The following is a 15,055-nucleotide window of genomic DNA, read 5'->3' on the forward strand; positions in this document are numbered from 1 at the left end:
GTCACGCCTCGTCGGTGTCGGCGAGCTTCCAGTTCGGATCGCTGCTCTTCAGCGTCCGTGCGAACGTCCAGACGTCGTGCGTCTCGACCGCGTCGGTCAGCGACCCGGCCAGCACATTACCCTCGCCGTCGCGCGTGACCGCCGCGATGTCCGCGTCGAACCGCACCGTGATCCGCGCATCGCGACCCGACACGCTCGCATCGGAGATCACCGCGCGCTCGATCGACACGAGACGGTTGTCGAGCACTTCGCCAGCCGCGACCCGCGCTGCGATCGCCTCGGCGAACGCCGCCCGGACATCGTCTTCGGCGAGATAGCCCAGTTGCTCCTCGTCGCCCTTCCAGAACGCCTCAAGCACCATGCGGTACGCCGCCTGTGCGCCTTCGAGGAACTGGTTGACGTCGAACCCGGATTCGGTGGCGACGATCGACCGCAGGCCCGCCTCGGCGCGCGGCTCGATGTTGCGGCTGGCGACCTCGCGGGGCTCGGGCGTCGCATCCACCGTTCGCGGAACGGCAGCGAGCGCAGGACGGTCCTCGGCCGCGCGCGGCAAGGGCTGTTCATGCCCCGTCCGCTTGCCGAGCACGCTGTACAGTCGCATCGCCAAGAAGCCTGCAACCATCGCGAGAAGAACTACGTAAAACAACCGTGCCTCCGATCTTCGGGCTAACATAGGCCAAAGCTGCGCTTATTCAAACCCGGGCCCGTTGAAACGCCCGGTCGGCACTGCTACTCGCAGCCCCCTGACCGACATGAACGCGCAAGCGTGCCGCTTCGGTCCCTATTTCACGCTTCTTCGCAAGGACACGACGAATGGATGATCAGGACAATGGCGTGACCGCGCCCGACCAGATGGGCGACCAGCTTGTGAACGGCGAGGACACGATTCCCGCCGCCGGCCTGATCTCGCAATACGTCAAGGATCTATCGTTCGAGAACCCGAACGCGCCTGCCGTCTACCAGAACCAGACCCCGCCGGCGATCGACGTGCAGTTCAACATCGGCGCGGCGCAGGTCGGCGACGAGGTGCACGAGGTCGTGCTGAAGATCGACGTCCGCGCCGAGACCGACGGGCAGGTCGCGTTCATCGTCGACCTTTCGTACGCAGGGCTCTTCGGGCTCCGCAACATTCCGGCCGAGCATGTCCAGCCGTTCCTGCTGGGTGAAGCACCGCGCCTGCTGTTCCCGTTCGCCCGCCGCGTGCTGTCGGATGCGGTGCGTGACGGGGGCTTCCCACCGCTGCTGCTCGAGCCGATCGATTTCGGCCAGCTGTACCTGACCCAGTCGGAGCAGCAGGGCATCCAGCCGAACGTCGGCGATTTCGGCCAGGCCTGATCGACCGGAGGCGGAGCTCGCGCAGATGAACCTGACCAAGGCGCTTGGATCGGTCGGCGGGCTGACGCTCGCCAGCCGTGTCCTGGGGCTGGTGCGCGACTCGCTGTTCGCGCGGTTCGTCGGCGCGGGGTTCGCGTCGGACGCGTTCCTGATCGCGTTCCGCCTCCCCAACATGTTCCGTGCCCTCTTCGCGGAGGGCGCGTTCTCCGCCGCCTTTATCCCGATGTTCAATCGGAAGGTCGGCGACAAGACCGGGCGCGGATTGCCCGACGGGATCGCATTCGCCGAGGACGCGCTGTCGGTCTTGCTGCCGACCTTGATCGCGATGACGGTGCTGTTCGAGCTCGCAGCATGGCCGATGACGTGGCTGCTGACCTTCGGGTTCAACGGCGCCAGCGCGGAACGGTTCGACTATGTCGTCCATCTCTCGCGGATCACTCTCCCCTATCTGTTGCTGATCAGCCTTGTATCGCTGCTCGGCGGCATCCTCAATTCGCTGCATAAATTCTGGATCAACGCCGCCGCGCCGATCCTGCTGAACGCGACACTGATCGCCGCCCTATTGCTGTTCCACGAGCGGCAGCCGCTGCTGACCGCCCGCAACCAGGCGATCGCGGTGACGGTGTCGGGGGCGTTGCAGCTTCTGTGGCTGATCTGGGCCTGTCGCGCATCCGGCGTGAAACTCCGCCTCAAGCGCCCGCAACTCAATCCCGACGTGAAGAAGCTGATGTCGCTGATCTGGCCCGCCGCCGCCGGGGCCGGCGCGGTGCAGATCAACCTCGTCGTCTCGACCGCGCTCGCCGCCGCGTTGCTGCCGGCCGGCTCGGTCTCGTACATTTATTTCGCCGACCGGTTGAACCAGCTCCCGCTCGGATTGATCGGCATCGGCCTCGGCACCGTCCTGCTCCCCACGATCTCGCGCCAGCTCGGCCGCGGCGAGGATGCGGAGGCGATGACGACGCAGAACCGCGGCATGGAGCTCGCGCTGTTCCTGACGCTGCCCGCGACGGTCGCGCTGATCGTCTGCGGCGTGCCGATCGTCGGCGCGCTGTTCCAGCACGGCAAGTTCGCGCTCGACGACAGCGTGCTGACCGCACAGGCGCTCGCCGCCTTCTCGATCGGGCTGCCGTCGTACATCCTCGTGAAGGTGCTCACGCCCGGCTATTACGCCCGCTCCGACACGAAAACGCCGGTGCGCTACGCGACGACGTCGATGGTCGTGAACCTCGTGCTCAACCTCGCCTTCATCAAGCCGCTCGGTCACATGGGTCCACCGCTCGCCACCGCGATCGCGAGCACGGTCAACGTCGCCATGCTCTACCGCACGCTCGTCCGGCGCGGGCACTTCACCCCGGACGCGCGGCTGCGCCGGCGGACGTGGCGGCTGCTGGTCGCCGCGCTGATCATGGGCGTCGTGATGTTTTTCCTCAACGACCTGTTCCAGCCGTTCGTAACCGGCACCAGCATCCAGCGCTGGGGCGCCATGCTGGTGCTGGTTACCACCGGCGGCGTGGTCTATGCGATCGCCACATTGCTCACCGGCGCGTTCCGGCTGGGCGACATCTCCACGCTTCTGCGTCGTTCACGATAGGTCTCTCAATGCGCGTTGTTTCCGGCATCAAGCCCACCGGTAATCTCCACCTCGGCAATTACCTGGGCGCCGTGAAGCAGTGGGTGGCACTCCAGGACGACGTCGCGGCGCAGGGCGGCGAGTCTATGTTCTTCATCGCCGATCTCCACGCCCCGACCGAGTGGATCGCGCCGGCGGAACTGTCGGCGCACACGATCGAGGTCGCCGCGACGATGATCGCCGCCGGAATCGATCCGGCAAAGTCGATCCTGTTCAACCAGGCGCGCGTGCCGGCGCACAGCGAGATGGCGTGGCTGCTCAACACGGTCGCCCGCGTCGGCTGGCTGAACCGGATGACGCAGTTCAAGGACAAGGCGGGAAAGAACCGCGAGGGCGCGAGCGTCGGGCTGTACGACTACCCCGTGCTGATGGCCGCCGACGTGCTGCTCTACAACGCGACGCACGTGCCGGTCGGCGAGGACCAGAAGCAGCACCTCGAACTCGCACGCGACATCGCGACCAAGTTCAACGGCGACTACGGCGTCGACCTGTTCACGCTGCCCGCGCCGCTGATCAGCAAGGCCGCGCCGCGGATCATGTCTTTGCGCGATGCGTCGGCGAAGATGTCGAAGTCGAATCCGTCCGAGCAGTCGGTGGTCAAGCTGATCGACAGCGACGACACCATCGCCGACAAGTTCCGCAAGGCGAAGACCGATCCCGACGTGCTGCCGGCGACGGTCGACGAACTCGGCGACCGGGCCGAGGCGCGCAACCTGCTGACGATCTACGCGGCGCTGGCGGACAGCAATGTGGCGACCGTGCTCGGTGAGTTCGGCGGCAAGGGCTTCGGCGCGTTCAAGCCCGCGCTGGCGGATCTAGCGGTGGCCAAGCTCGGGCCGATCCGTGACGAGATGGTGCGGCTGCTGGACGATCGCAGCGCGGTGACGGCGGTGCTGCAGGCGGGGGCGGAGAAGGCGCGTGCGCTGGCGGCACCGGTGTTGAAGGCGACGCAGGATGCGATGGGGTTGCAGGTCTAAACGCGAGCCGACCTGCCCCCCTCCCTGGAAGGGAGGGGTTGGGGGTGGGTTGCCATCCGCATCATGGAACCGGTGCGGCAAAAGCTGGCCGACCCACCCCCGACCCCTCCCTTCCAGGGAGGGGAGCAGAATTCAGTAGGTCCACAATTTAGTAGGTCCATTAGCGTGTTCCCCCGCGAAGGCGGGGGCTCAGTCTGGACTCCCGCCTTCGCGGGAGAACAAGGAAGCGCAGGCTGCCTTAGCCCTCAAGCTCGCGCATCAGCACCCGCACCGCCGCATCGATATCGCGGTCCGAATCGCGCAGTTCCTCGATCTTGCGCACCGCATGGATCACCGTCGAGTGATCGCGACCACCGAACTTCCGCCCGATCTCCGGCAGTGACCGGGTCGTCAGCCGCTTCGCCAGATACATCGCGATCTGCCGAGGCCGTGCCACGGCTCGCGCCCGCCGCGCCGAAATCAGGTCGAGCGGCTTCAGTTCGAAATGCGCCGACACCAGCTTCTGGATCTCGTCGATCGTCACGCGCTTCTGCGCACCGCGAAGAACCTCGCCCAACGTCGCGACCGCGAAGTCGAGATCGATCGTATCCCCGGTCAGCTGCGCATATGCCACCACCCGGTTCAGTGCGCCCTCCAGCTCGCGGATGTTCGCATGGATGCGGGCGGCGAGCAGGTCGAGCACGTCGGTCGGCACGCGCATGTCGGGCAGGTCGACCAGCTTCCGATCGAGAATCGTCCGGCGCAGCGTCAGGTCGGGCGCCTTGATGTCCGCAACCAGGCCGACCGCCATCCGGCTGACGATCCGCGCTTCGACGCCTTCCAGCGCCTGCGGGCAGCGATCGGCGGAGATCACGAGCCGCTTGCCCGCCGCCATGATCTCGTTGACGGTGTGGAAGAACTCCTCCTGCGTCGCGTCCTTGCCGGCGATGAACTGGAGGTCGTCGATCAGCAGCAGGTCGGCACCGCGCAGCCGCTGCTTGAAGGCATGCGTATCGCGCGCGCGCATCGCCGCGACGAAATCGTACATGAAGCGCTCGGCGGACATGCACAGCACGATCGCGTGCGGGTTATGCTCGAGGAACGCGTGGCCGATCGCGTGCATGAGGTGGGTCTTGCCCTGCCCCGTACCGCTGTGGAGGAACAACGGGCTGAACCGGACCGGACCCGGCTCGGCGAGCACCTTGGCGGCGTTGAACGCGACCTTGTTCGACGGATCGACGACGAATCGCGCAAAGGTATAGCGCGGATCGAGCGGCGGGCGTTCGGCGGGCACCCCGACCGGCGCCGCGGCCACGACCGGCGCCGGCGCAGGCTTCAGCGACGGATCGACGCCGAACTTCATCACAACCTGTGCAGGCTGCGCAGCCGGCTTGGGTTCTGCGACCGGCTTGGCTTCGACGACCGGCTTCGGCGCGGCAGGCTCTACGACCGCCGAATCCGCCACAGGCTCGATCGCCAGCATGACGGGCGCGCGACCCGGCACCCGGGTCTCGATCTGGACGGTGCGGACGTTGGGCAGGATCTGCTTGAATTCGAGCACGAGTCGGTCGGCGTAATGATTGCGGACCCAGTTCGTCATGAACGCCGATGGCAGCGCGAGGCGGATCGTGTCGCGGTCCTCGCCCGGGATCAGCTCGATCGGCTTCAGCCACTGCTCGAACAGCCGCGCGCCCGCCGACTCGCGCAAGGACGCACGCACGCGGGCCCAGGCCTTCTCGGCCTCGGTCGCGTGTGTCATCGGTCCTTGCCACTTCGTCACGCGCACACTTCTCCGACCCCGCACGACACGCGTGCAGGTGACATAGTCCCGACAGAAAATAGCCCCCAGACGACCCCAAGGGTCATCCGGCATCTTCGCCCTGTTTGTTGATGCAGCGGTGGAAACCACCGTCGCTGTGAGCCCCGTTATGAAGCGATCAGCGATCCGAGCAAGGCCCCGACGCGTCACATTTTCGAAATAAAGCGGGTTGACTTGATCAAGCCGCGGAAATGCGTCGATATTTTTATAAGTGGCTGTGTTTACGCATTTTTTGCAATTTCGGCGATTGCATGACGTGATTCTCTCGCACACGAATCGTGGCGAATCCTAGGGTTATGCGGACTCTCCGGAGGCTCCCTTCGCACACGCAAAAAACCCGCCGGAGAAACCCCGGCGGGTGATCTACGCGACAGTGATCGTTCGCTCAGGCGAGCCCGGTCACGGCCTTGGTCAGACGCGCGAACTTGCGGCTCGCGGTGTTCTTGTGCAGCACGCCCTTGGCGACGCCACGCTGCAGCTCAGGCTGTGCCGCTGCGAGTGCGGTGGTCGCTGCACCCTTGTCGCCCGACGCCAGTGCGGCCTCGACCTTCTTGATGAAGGTACGGATACGGCCGACTCGGTTGCCGTTCACTTCCGCGCGACGGTCGTTGCGACGGATACGCTTTTTCGCCTGCGGCGTGTTCGCCATGAAGCCCTCTGGATGTTCGAATGAATAAAAAGGGGCGCCGGATTGCTCCTACGCCCTCTCGAAGCCGCGGCCCTACTCACTTTGCTCCTGCGCGTCAACCGAAACGCTCAGCCGCGCTGGCACTTCGGACACCAGAAGGTCGAGCGCCCGCCCTCGGTACGCCGCCTGACGGTCGTGCCGCATTCGCACGCCTCGCCCTCGCGCCCATAGACACGCCATTGCTTGGAGAAATAGCCGAGTTCGCCGTCCGGCCGCACATAGTCGCGAAGCGAAGAGCCACCAGCGAGAATCGCCGCCGTCAGCACCGTCCGAATCGCCTCGACCAGCCGCTCGAGTCGAAACAGCGAGATACGCCCCGCCGCCCGGCTCGGCGCGATCTTCGCCATATGCAGCGCCTCGCACACATAGATGTTGCCGAGCCCCGCGACGATCCGCTGATCGAGCAGCATCGCCTTGATCGACGCCCCCCGCCCTTCAAGTGCCTCCAGCAGATATGCGGCCGTCAGGTCTGGCCCGAGCGGCTCCGGCCCCATGCTGAGGAACGGCGGATAATTGGCGATGTCCTCGGTCGCCCAAAGATCGAGAAAGCCGAATCGCCGTGGGTCGTTGAGCGCAACCGTCCGGCCCGCCCCCGTCCCGATCAGCAGGTGATCGTGCGGCAGGAGTTCGCTCGGATCGACTCGCCAGCGTCCCGACATGCCAAGATGGAACAACAAAGTATCGCCGCGATCGGTATCGATCAGCCCGTATTTGGCACGCCGCCCGAGCGTCGTCACGGTCGCTCCGGTCATCCGCTGGCGCAGGTCGACCGGGATCGCTTTGCGCAGGTCGGCGCGACGCGGCTCGACCAAGGTCAGGCGCTGGCCCTTGAGCACGGGCTCCAGCCCGCGCACGGTGGTTTCGACTTCTGGTAATTCTGGCACGGTTTGCAGCTAGGTTGCGTTTGCTCGCGCCACAAGGCGCGGCTAGAGCGCAGGATATGAACGACTTGATCGCGCCCGCGCCCGCTTCGACGCCCGATACCGTCTCCTTCGGCTACGAAGACATTCCCGCCACCGAGAAGACCGCCCGCGTCGGCGGCGTCTTCTCGAACGTCGCAGGCAAATACGACCTGATGAACGATGCGATGTCGGGCGGCATGCACCGCCTGTGGAAGGACCGCTTCGTCCGCCGCGTGAAACCGCGCGAGGGCGAGCAGATCCTAGACATGGCCGGCGGCACGGGCGACATCGCGTTCCGCATGGAGCCGTCGGGCGCGTCGATCACGGTCGCCGACATCAACCCGCAGATGCTCGAAGTCGGCATGCAGCGCGCGCAGAAGCGCGGCATCGACGGCCTCGTCTGGACCGAAGCCAATGCCGAAACGCTGACCTTCCCCGACAAGTTCTTCGACGCCTACACGATCGCGTTCGGCATCCGTAACGTGACGGATATCCCCAAGGCGTTGCGCGAAGCCCACCGCGTCCTGCGCCGTGGCGGACGCTTCTACTGCCTCGAATTTTCGACCACCGTGTGGCCCGGGTTCGCCGAGGTGTACGATGCGTACTCGCACAAGATGGTCCCGAAGCTCGGCCAGCTTCTGGCGCAAGACGCCGACAGCTACCGCTATCTGATCGAATCGATCCGCCGCTTCCCCGACATGCCCAAGTTCAAAGGCATGATCGCGGACGCGGGCTTCGTGCAGACCAAGGTCGAACCGCTGCTGGGCGGACTCGTCGCGATCCACAGCGGGTGGAAGATCTAGTGATCACGCTAAGGCGCGAAGACGCGAAGAGTGGTTCACGCGGAGACGCGGAGACGCGGAGAGTAAGTAAGGGCGAAAGCGCCAAGAAGCCTCTTGCGCGCCAGCGCTTTACAACCGCTTCGCCCATGATGAAAAGCCGCATCCGCGGCGAGGCGCCACACCTCTGCGCCTCTGTGCCTCTGTGCGAACCACTTCTTCTTTCTCTCCGCGTCTCCGCGTCTCCGCGTGAACAAATCTCTCTCCGCGTCTCCGCGTCTCCGCGTGAACAAATCTCTCTCCGCGTCTCCGCGTCTCCGCGTGAACAAATCTCTCTTCGCGCCTTCGCGCTCTTGCGTGAACATAACCCTTCTCAAGGCGCTCCAACCCAGTGACCGCCTCCACCACCCACATCTGGCGACTCCTCAAATGGGGCCGCATCCTCGCTCGCCACGGCGCGCTGCGCGGGATCGAGCGTGACCCGAACACGCCAGCCGCCGTCCGCCGCCTCACCCGGATCGCCAGGTTCGGCGCGCGCGTGCCCACAGTGCCGCGCTATGCCGACGCGTTCCAGGCGATCGGACCCGCGGCGATCAAGCTCGGCCAGACGCTCGCCACCCGCCCCGATCTCGTCGGCGAGGACGCAGCGCACGATCTGTTGCGCCTCCAGGACCAACTCTCCCCCGTCCCCTACGAGACGATCGAAGCGGCGATGCTGGCGAGCTTCGGCAAGCCGCTTGAGACGTTGTTCTCGCGCATCGAACCGGTTCCGGTCGGCGCCGCATCGATCGCGCAGGTCCACCGCGCCGTCACCACCGACGGCCGCCAGGTCGCGGTGAAAGTCCTCCGCCCCGGCGTCGAGGACGATTTCGCGCGTGCGATCGACACGTACAGCTGGGCCGCCGCGCAACTCGAGGCGCTCAGTCCCGAGGCGATGCGCCTGCGCCCGCGCCTGACGATCGAGACGTTCAAGCGCTGGACCCTGCGCGAACTGAACTTCCGCCGCGAAGCCGCCTCGGCCTCCGAACTCGCGGAGGGCATGACTGCCGAGCCCGATTTCGTCATCCCCGCGATCGACTGGGCGCGCTCGACCAACAAGGTCATGACGATCGAGTGGATCGACGGCATCAAGCTGTCCGACCGCCCGGCGCTCGTCGCCGCCGGCTACGACCTGCCCGGTCTCGCCAACACGCTCGTCCGCGCGTTCCTGCGCCAGGCGATCGCCGACGGCTTCTTCCACGCCGACATGCACCAGGGAAACCTGTTCGCGCTCCCCGGCAACCGGATCGCCGCGATCGATTTCGGGATCATGGGCCGGATCGACCGCCGCGCCCGCGTCTGGCTTGCCGAGATCCTCTACGGCTTGATCACCGGCAATTATAAGCGCGTCGCTGAGATCCATTTCGAGGCAGGCTATGTCCCCGCGCACCACGACGTCGCCGAGTTCGCCACCGCATTGCGCGCGGTCGGCGAGCCGATGCGCGGGTTGCCGGTCAAGGACATGTCGATCGGCATGATGCTCGACAGTCTGTTCTCGATCACGCGCGATTTCGACATGGCGACGCAGCCGCATCTGCTGCTGCTCCAGAAGACGATGGTGATGGTCGAGGGCGTCGCGACCAGCCTCAACCCCGACATCAACCTGTGGGAAGCCGCCGAACCGTTCGTCCGCGACTGGATCCGCGGCGAGCTGGGTCCGGAGGCGATGATCGCCGACCGCCTGATCGCCGATTTCCAGACGCTCACCCGGCTTCCCGAACTCGTCCGCCGGATCGAGGCGCATTACCCCGCCCCCGGTGGCGCACCGCCGACGATGCCGTTGCGCGAGATCGAAGTGATCCGGATCGGTGGCGGCTGGCGTTATGCGGCGGTGGCGGTGATCGCCGCGCTCGTCGGCATCGCAGGAACGTGGTTCAGCGTGACGTGACGATGCGCCGCCCGCTGACCCCGGTCTGGCTCGCGGCGCCGTCAAGGTTCGCAAACATCTCGCAACCGGCCGCGCGGGCGGTGGTCGCGCTGCTGGCCTTGATCCTGACCACGACATTCGCCGCGCTGTCCACGGCACCCGCTCATACCGATACCGCGCTATACGCGATGATCGTGGACGGGGTTCGCCACGGCGGCAATTACTATGCGGTGGCCGCGGATGCGCTGCGCGCCGGCGGTTATCCGCTCGCGCCATTCACCGCGTTCCGCCTGCCCACGCTCGCGGTGATCGAGGCTGCGCTGCCGAGCATGGTGGTGATGGCGATGCTCTACCTGCTCACCGCGGCGGTCGCGGTCGCCTGCTATGGCCGTATGCAGCCGGTACTGAAGACGCGCGCCGCGCAGACGGTGGTCGCTTTGCTGCTGTTCGCGAGCCTCGCGCCACTGCTCCAGCCCTCGCTCGCGCCATTGCCCGATCTCTGGGCCGGGCTCGCGATAACGTTGTCGCTCGCGATCAGGCGGCGCGGCCATTATGTCGAGGCGATCGCATTCGGTGTTGCAGCGGCAGTGCTCCGCGAGACTGCCGCGCTCTATCTGATCGTCATGCTGTCGTTCGCGCTGGCCGAACGTCAGCGGCGCGAGGCGCTAGGTTGGGCCGCCGCGCTGATCGTCGTCGCCCTCGTACTGGCGATCCACGCTTATGCCGTGGCGCAGATCGTCAAGCCACTCGACGACATGGTCTTCGACTGGGCCGGGTTGCTCGGTTTCGGCGCGTTCGTATCCGCTACAGTCTCGGCCACCGCGCTCGCCTGGCTGCCGTTGGGTCTGGCAGCACCGATCGTCGGCCTCGCGCTGTTCGGCTGGGCGACATGGCGCGATCCCCTCGCCCTGCGCGCGCTCGCAACGATCGTCCTCACCGCGTTGCTGATCACCGTGTTCGGCACCGAGGAGACGCCGCACTGGGCGCTACTGGTCACGCCGTTGCTGCTGACCGGGCTCGTGTTCGTCCCCGATGGCCTGCGCGATCTGGTCCATGCGGCGCTCGATAGCCGACGCATTACCGTGACGCGGATTATCCGCTAAAGACGCTCTCATGACGCGCATTCTCCTGATCGTCGGTGGCGGGATCGCCGCCTACAAGGCCGCCGAACTGATCCGCCTGCTGAAAGGCCGCGGCCATGCGGTGCGCTGCGTAATGACCGAGGCGGCGCATCATTTCGTCACGCCGATGACGCTCGCCGCGCTCAGCGAGGACAAGGTCTACACGACGCTCTGGGATCTCAAGGACGAGGCCGAGATGGGCCATATCCAGCTCAGCCGGCAGGCCGATCTGATCGTCGTCGCGCCCACCACCGCCGACCTGATGGCGCGCATGGCCGGCGGGCTCGCGAACGACCTCGCGACGACGCTGCTGCTCGCGACCGACAAGCCGGTCCTGGTCGCGCCGGCGATGAACGTCCGCATGTGGACCCACGCCGCGACCGTCCGCAACGTCGCGCAACTCCGCGCCGACGGCGTGACGGTGATGCAACCCGACGAAGGCGCGATGGCGTGCGGCGAATACGGCCCCGGCCGCCTGCCCGAGCCCCCCGCCATCCTCGCCGCGATCGAGGACATGCTCGCTCCCGCCCCGTGCAAGCGGCTCGCGGGACGCCACGTGCTCGTCACCGCCGGCCCGACTCACGAGCCGATCGACCCGGTCCGCTACATCGCTAACCGCTCCTCGGGCAAACAGGGCTTCGCGATCGCCGCGGCGCTGGCACAACTCGGCGCACGCGTCACGCTCGTCGCCGGCCCCGTGACGCTGCCGACCCCGCCGGCGGTGGACCGGATCGACGTCGAGACCGCACGCGAGATGGCCGACGCCGTCGACCACGCGCTGCCTGCCGACGCCGCCGTCATGGTGGCCGCCGTGGCCGACTGGCACGTCGAGTCCGTTCCGCAGAAGATCAAGAAGGGCGACGCCACACCCACGCTGACGCTCGCGGAAAATCCCGATATTCTCGCGACTTTGGCGCGCAGCCCTCAACGTCCTCGCCTGTTGATCGGGTTCGCCGCCGAGACCGAGCGCGTACTCGAACACGCCGTCGCCAAGCGCATTCGCAAGACCGCCGACTGGATCGTCGCCAACGACGTATCGGGCGACGTGATGGGCGGCGCGGACAACAGCGTGCATCTCGTCACGGCTACCGGCGTCGAGGCCTGGGAGCGCCTGCCCAAGGAGGCGGTCGCCGCCCGACTGGCGGACCGCATCGCCGATGCGCTAGAAGCCGCATCATGATCCGCATCGAACTCAAACGCCTGCCGCACGGCGAAGGCCTGCCCTTGCCTGTCTATGCGACCGACGGCGCGGCCGGCATGGACGTCGTCGCCGCCGAGGCGCTGACGCTGGCGCCCGGCGCACGTGCGGCCGTCGCGACCGGCTTCGCGATCGCCATTCCCGCAGGGCATGAGGTGCAGGTCCGCCCCCGCTCCGGTCTCGCGCTGAAGCACGGCGTCACCTGCCTCAACACGCCCGGTACGATCGACAGCGACTATCGCGGCGAAGTGAAGGTGATCCTCGCCAATCTCGGCCAGGAGCCATTCGAGATCGCGCGCGGCGACCGCATCGCGCAGCTCGTTCCCGCGGTCGTCCTGCGCGCCACGCTCGACGAAGTCGCGACGCTCGACGACACCACGCGCGGTGCAGGCGGCTTCGGATCGACCGGCCGATGATCGCCGCCTTCCTCCTCCTGCTCCAAGCCGCGGCGCCTCCGATCGCTCAGGTGCAGGTCGTCCCCACGATCCCGGCGACGCCGCCCGCGACGGCCCCCGCATCTGCCCCAGTATCCGGCCCATTGCCCCCGCAGGACTGGAGCACGCTGCCCCCCCTGCGCATCCGTCGACAGGCGACCACGCTCGCCAACACCTCCGCCTATGTCCACGGCGAAGTCATGGCCGGGCGTTGCGCGAAGGCGGTCCGGACGGTGCAGGGCTGGTCGCTCAGTCTCGACCTCGCGGTGCTGATGACGCGCGACGGCCGCGTCCGCCGCATCACCCCGCGCGCGATCGATTGCCCGACGGTCGAGCAATATGCGGCCGGCGTCATCCTCGGCGCGCGCGATTCGATCGACGTGGTCGATACCGATACGGACACCTGGTATCGCACCAGCCTGACGTTCGCCTGGGGCGCATGATCCTCTCCGACGACGAACTCACCCGGTATGCGCGGCATATCGTCCTCAAGGAATTCGGCGGCTCCGGTCAGGCCCGGCTGAAGGCGGCGACGGTCGCGATCGTCGGTGCCGGCGGGATCGGCTCACCCGCGATCCAGTATCTGGGGGCCGCCGGTGTCGGTCGCCTGATCCTGATCGACGACGACCGGGTCGAGCCATCGAACCTGCAACGCCAGACGATCTTCACCACCGCGGACACCGGCATCGCCAAGGTCGAGGCGGCGGCGGCGGCGGTCCAGCGGATCAACCCGCATGTCGCGGTCGAAACGCACCGCATGCGAATCGACACGACGAACGTCGCAAGCTTGATCGCGGGCGCGGACGTCGTGCTCGACGGCTGCGACAACTTCGCGACCCGCTTCTGCGTCGCCGATGCCGCGCATGTCGCCAAGATCCCGCTCGTCTCCGCCGCGGTCGGGCAGTTCGAAGGGCAGCTCGCCACCTATCGCGGCTGGGAAGCGGACAAGCCGTGCTACCGCTGCTTCGTCGGCGAAGACCCCGAGCGGGCCGAGACGAGCTGCGCGGAAGACGGCGTTCTCGGCCCCGTCACCGGCGTGATCGGCAGCCTCGCCGCGCTGGAAGTTCTGCGCGCGATCGCCCCGTTCGGCGACGACCCCGCGGGCAAGTTGCTGCTGATCGACCTCCTGGCCCTGCGCTTCCGGTCGATCCGCCTGCCGAAGGATCCGGGTTGCCGCGCCTGCGGTACAGCGCGCGGCTAGACGTACACTGGACCACGGACGTCGTCATGCCGGGCTTGTTCCGGCATCCACTGTTCCGCAAACTCTGTAGAATCGAGTTTGCGGAACCGATCACCCCGGAACCAGTCCGGGGTGACAGATGGGGTACGCCCGGCTCAGGCCCCCAACAGACCCTTGGCGAACTCCCGTACCGCAGGACCGATGTCGGCCCGCGACAGCGCGATCGCCAGGTTCGCCTGGATGTACCCCGCCTTGTCGCCGCAATCGTAGCGCTGGCCGTCGAAGGTGAAGCCATGGAACGGCTGGTTGCCGATCAGCTGTGCCATCGCGTCGGTCAGCTGGATCTCTCCGCCTGCGCCCTTCTCCTGGTTCTCTAGGATGCGCATCACGTCGGGCTGGAGGATATAGCGGCCGGGGATCATCAGGTTCGATGGCGCAGTGCCCTGCTTGGGCTTCTCGACCAGAGCCTTCACCTCGGTCAGACGACCATCGATCACGCCGGGCGAAATGATGCCGTATTTGTCGGTCTCGGAATCGGCGACTTCGAGCGCGCCGATCACGTTGCCGCCGACCTGGTTATACGCCTCGACCATCTGTTTCATGAAGCCGGGCTTGCCGACCATCAGCTCGTCGGGGAGCAGAACGGCGAACGGCTCGTCGCCGACGATCTCGCGCGCACACCACACCGCATGGCCGAGGCCCAGCGGCTCCTGCTGGCGCACATAGACCGGCGAACCCGGCTTCATCCGGATCTGGCTGATCGCATCGAGCGACTTGCCGCGCGCGCGCATCGTATCCTCGAGCTCGTACGAGATATCGAAATGATCCTCGAGCGCACCCTTGCCGCGACCGGTGACGAAGATGATCTGCTCGATCCCCGCTTCCAGCGCTTCCTCGACCGCATATTGGATCAGCGGCTTGTCGACGACGGTCAGCATTTCCTTGGGCATCGACTTGGTCGCGGGGAGAAAGCGCGTGCCGAGCCCGGCAACGGGAAATACGGCCTTGCGAAGCGGCTTGATCGTCATTCGGAGCTCCAATTATGTCTTCGAGGTCGTTTAGTTGCGCTGCACCATTTACCGGTCGTTACGGACCCGCGCAATTCCG

15 protein-coding genes are annotated in these 15,055 nt (G+C 66.6%); 10 read left to right on the plus strand and 5 right to left on the minus strand.

Annotated elements, in window-relative coordinates:
* Position 1 precedes the first annotated feature (1 nt).
* Positions 2-646 (minus strand): Tim44/TimA family putative adaptor protein, encoded by a 645-nt coding sequence (locus tag H8S47_RS08005; protein WP_187503367.1) that lies wholly within the window; start codon positions 644-646, stop codon positions 2-4.
* A gap of 167 nt (positions 647-813) precedes the next feature.
* Between H8S47_RS08005 and secB the strand changes: the two genes are divergently transcribed.
* Genes secB through trpS form a run of 3 tightly spaced genes read left to right on the plus strand, consistent with a single transcriptional unit; the run spans position 814 to position 3,942 of the window.
* Complete coding sequence (gene secB, locus H8S47_RS08010; RefSeq protein ID WP_128453359.1) at positions 814-1,335, plus strand: protein-export chaperone SecB; 522 nt, start codon at positions 814-816, stop codon at positions 1,333-1,335.
* Positions 1,336-1,360: 25 nt separating this feature from the next.
* A complete protein-coding gene (gene murJ, locus H8S47_RS08015) occupies positions 1,361-2,926 on the plus strand; it encodes a murein biosynthesis integral membrane protein MurJ (RefSeq protein ID WP_187503368.1) in 1,566 nt (521 codons plus the stop codon).
* An 8-nt stretch (positions 2,927-2,934) separates the two neighbouring features.
* A complete protein-coding gene (trpS, locus tag H8S47_RS08020; protein WP_187503369.1) occupies positions 2,935-3,942 on the plus strand; it encodes a tryptophan--tRNA ligase in 1,008 nt (335 codons plus the stop codon).
* Between the two features lie 238 nt (positions 3,943-4,180).
* Here the strand turns inward: trpS and dnaA are convergent, their stop codons facing one another.
* The 3 genes from dnaA to mutM all read right to left on the minus strand — a co-directional run bounded on the left by dnaA (position 4,181) and on the right by mutM (position 7,312).
* Complete coding sequence (gene dnaA / locus H8S47_RS08025) at positions 4,181-5,680, minus strand: chromosomal replication initiator protein DnaA (RefSeq protein WP_187503370.1); 1,500 nt, start codon at positions 5,678-5,680, stop codon at positions 4,181-4,183.
* A 445-nt stretch (positions 5,681-6,125) separates the two neighbouring features.
* Positions 6,126-6,389, minus strand: coding sequence for a 30S ribosomal protein S20 (gene rpsT / locus H8S47_RS08030; RefSeq protein WP_031394736.1), 264 nt, complete (start codon positions 6,387-6,389; stop codon positions 6,126-6,128).
* 107 nt (positions 6,390-6,496) lie between these two features.
* Complete coding sequence (gene mutM / locus H8S47_RS08035) at positions 6,497-7,312, minus strand: bifunctional DNA-formamidopyrimidine glycosylase/DNA-(apurinic or apyrimidinic site) lyase (protein ID WP_187503371.1); 816 nt, start codon at positions 7,310-7,312, stop codon at positions 6,497-6,499.
* A gap of 56 nt (positions 7,313-7,368) precedes the next feature.
* Here mutM and H8S47_RS08040 point away from each other — a divergent pair, with 56 nt between their 5' ends.
* The 7 genes from H8S47_RS08040 (at position 7,369) to H8S47_RS08070 (ending at position 13,969) form a co-directional block, all read left to right on the plus strand.
* Positions 7,369-8,133, plus strand: coding sequence for a class I SAM-dependent methyltransferase (locus H8S47_RS08040; protein ID WP_187503372.1), 765 nt, complete (start codon positions 7,369-7,371; stop codon positions 8,131-8,133).
* 367 nt (positions 8,134-8,500) lie between these two features.
* The gene (ubiB, locus tag H8S47_RS08045; RefSeq protein ID WP_187503373.1) at positions 8,501-10,036 is read left to right on the plus strand and encodes a 2-polyprenylphenol 6-hydroxylase; all 1,536 of its coding nucleotides are present in this window, start codon (positions 8,501-8,503) and stop codon (positions 10,034-10,036) included.
* The gene (locus H8S47_RS08050; RefSeq protein ID WP_328805462.1) at positions 10,018-11,118 is read left to right on the plus strand and encodes a hypothetical protein; all 1,101 of its coding nucleotides are present in this window, start codon (positions 10,018-10,020) and stop codon (positions 11,116-11,118) included. The genes ubiB and H8S47_RS08050 overlap by 19 nt, the downstream gene beginning before the upstream one ends.
* 10 nt (positions 11,119-11,128) lie before the next feature.
* Entirely contained in the window at positions 11,129-12,316 is a 1,188-nt protein-coding gene (coaBC, locus tag H8S47_RS08055; protein WP_187503374.1) for a bifunctional phosphopantothenoylcysteine decarboxylase/phosphopantothenate--cysteine ligase CoaBC, read from the plus strand.
* Complete coding sequence (dut, locus tag H8S47_RS08060; protein WP_187503375.1) at positions 12,313-12,750, plus strand: dUTP diphosphatase; 438 nt, start codon at positions 12,313-12,315, stop codon at positions 12,748-12,750. The genes coaBC and dut overlap by 4 nt, the downstream gene beginning before the upstream one ends.
* Positions 12,747-13,211, plus strand: coding sequence for a hypothetical protein (locus tag H8S47_RS08065; RefSeq protein ID WP_187503376.1), 465 nt, complete (start codon positions 12,747-12,749; stop codon positions 13,209-13,211). The genes dut and H8S47_RS08065 overlap by 4 nt, the downstream gene beginning before the upstream one ends.
* On the plus strand, positions 13,208-13,969 hold the full coding sequence (locus H8S47_RS08070) for a HesA/MoeB/ThiF family protein (protein WP_187503377.1): 762 nt from the start codon (positions 13,208-13,210) through the stop codon (positions 13,967-13,969). Before H8S47_RS08065 ends, H8S47_RS08070 begins: the two co-directional genes overlap by 4 nt.
* Before the next feature lie 134 nt (positions 13,970-14,103).
* Here H8S47_RS08070 and galU read toward each other — a convergent pair whose 3' ends face one another.
* The gene (gene galU / locus H8S47_RS08075; protein WP_187503378.1) at positions 14,104-14,976 is read right to left on the minus strand and encodes a UTP--glucose-1-phosphate uridylyltransferase GalU; all 873 of its coding nucleotides are present in this window, start codon (positions 14,974-14,976) and stop codon (positions 14,104-14,106) included.
* Positions 14,977-15,055 lie beyond the last annotated feature (79 nt).

This window comes from Sphingomonas albertensis, assembly GCF_014358075.1.
Classification (GTDB): Bacteria; Pseudomonadota; Alphaproteobacteria; order Sphingomonadales; family Sphingomonadaceae; genus Sphingomonas; species Sphingomonas albertensis.

Bases quoted from the DNA above. Each gene is read 5' to 3' on its own strand.
- secB (WP_128453359.1), top strand. From the start codon at position 814: ATGGATGATCAGGACAATGGCGTGACCGCGCCCGACCAGATGGGCGAC.
- murJ (WP_187503368.1), top strand. From the start codon at position 1,361: ATGAACCTGACCAAGGCGCTTGGATCGGTCGGCGGGCTGACGCTCGCC.
- trpS (WP_187503369.1), top strand. From the start codon at position 2,935: ATGCGCGTTGTTTCCGGCATCAAGCCCACCGGTAATCTCCACCTCGGC.
- dnaA (WP_187503370.1), bottom strand. From the start codon at position 5,680: ATGACACACGCGACCGAGGCCGAGAAGGCCTGGGCCCGCGTGCGTGCG.
- rpsT (WP_031394736.1), bottom strand. From the start codon at position 6,389: ATGGCGAACACGCCGCAGGCGAAAAAGCGTATCCGTCGCAACGACCGT.
- H8S47_RS08040 (WP_187503372.1), top strand. From the start codon at position 7,369: ATGAACGACTTGATCGCGCCCGCGCCCGCTTCGACGCCCGATACCGTC.
- coaBC (WP_187503374.1), top strand. From the start codon at position 11,129: ATGACGCGCATTCTCCTGATCGTCGGTGGCGGGATCGCCGCCTACAAG.
- dut (WP_187503375.1), top strand. From the start codon at position 12,313: ATGATCCGCATCGAACTCAAACGCCTGCCGCACGGCGAAGGCCTGCCC.
- H8S47_RS08065 (WP_187503376.1), top strand. From the start codon at position 12,747: ATGATCGCCGCCTTCCTCCTCCTGCTCCAAGCCGCGGCGCCTCCGATC.
- H8S47_RS08070 (WP_187503377.1), top strand. From the start codon at position 13,208: ATGATCCTCTCCGACGACGAACTCACCCGGTATGCGCGGCATATCGTC.
- galU (WP_187503378.1), bottom strand. From the start codon at position 14,976: ATGACGATCAAGCCGCTTCGCAAGGCCGTATTTCCCGTTGCCGGGCTC.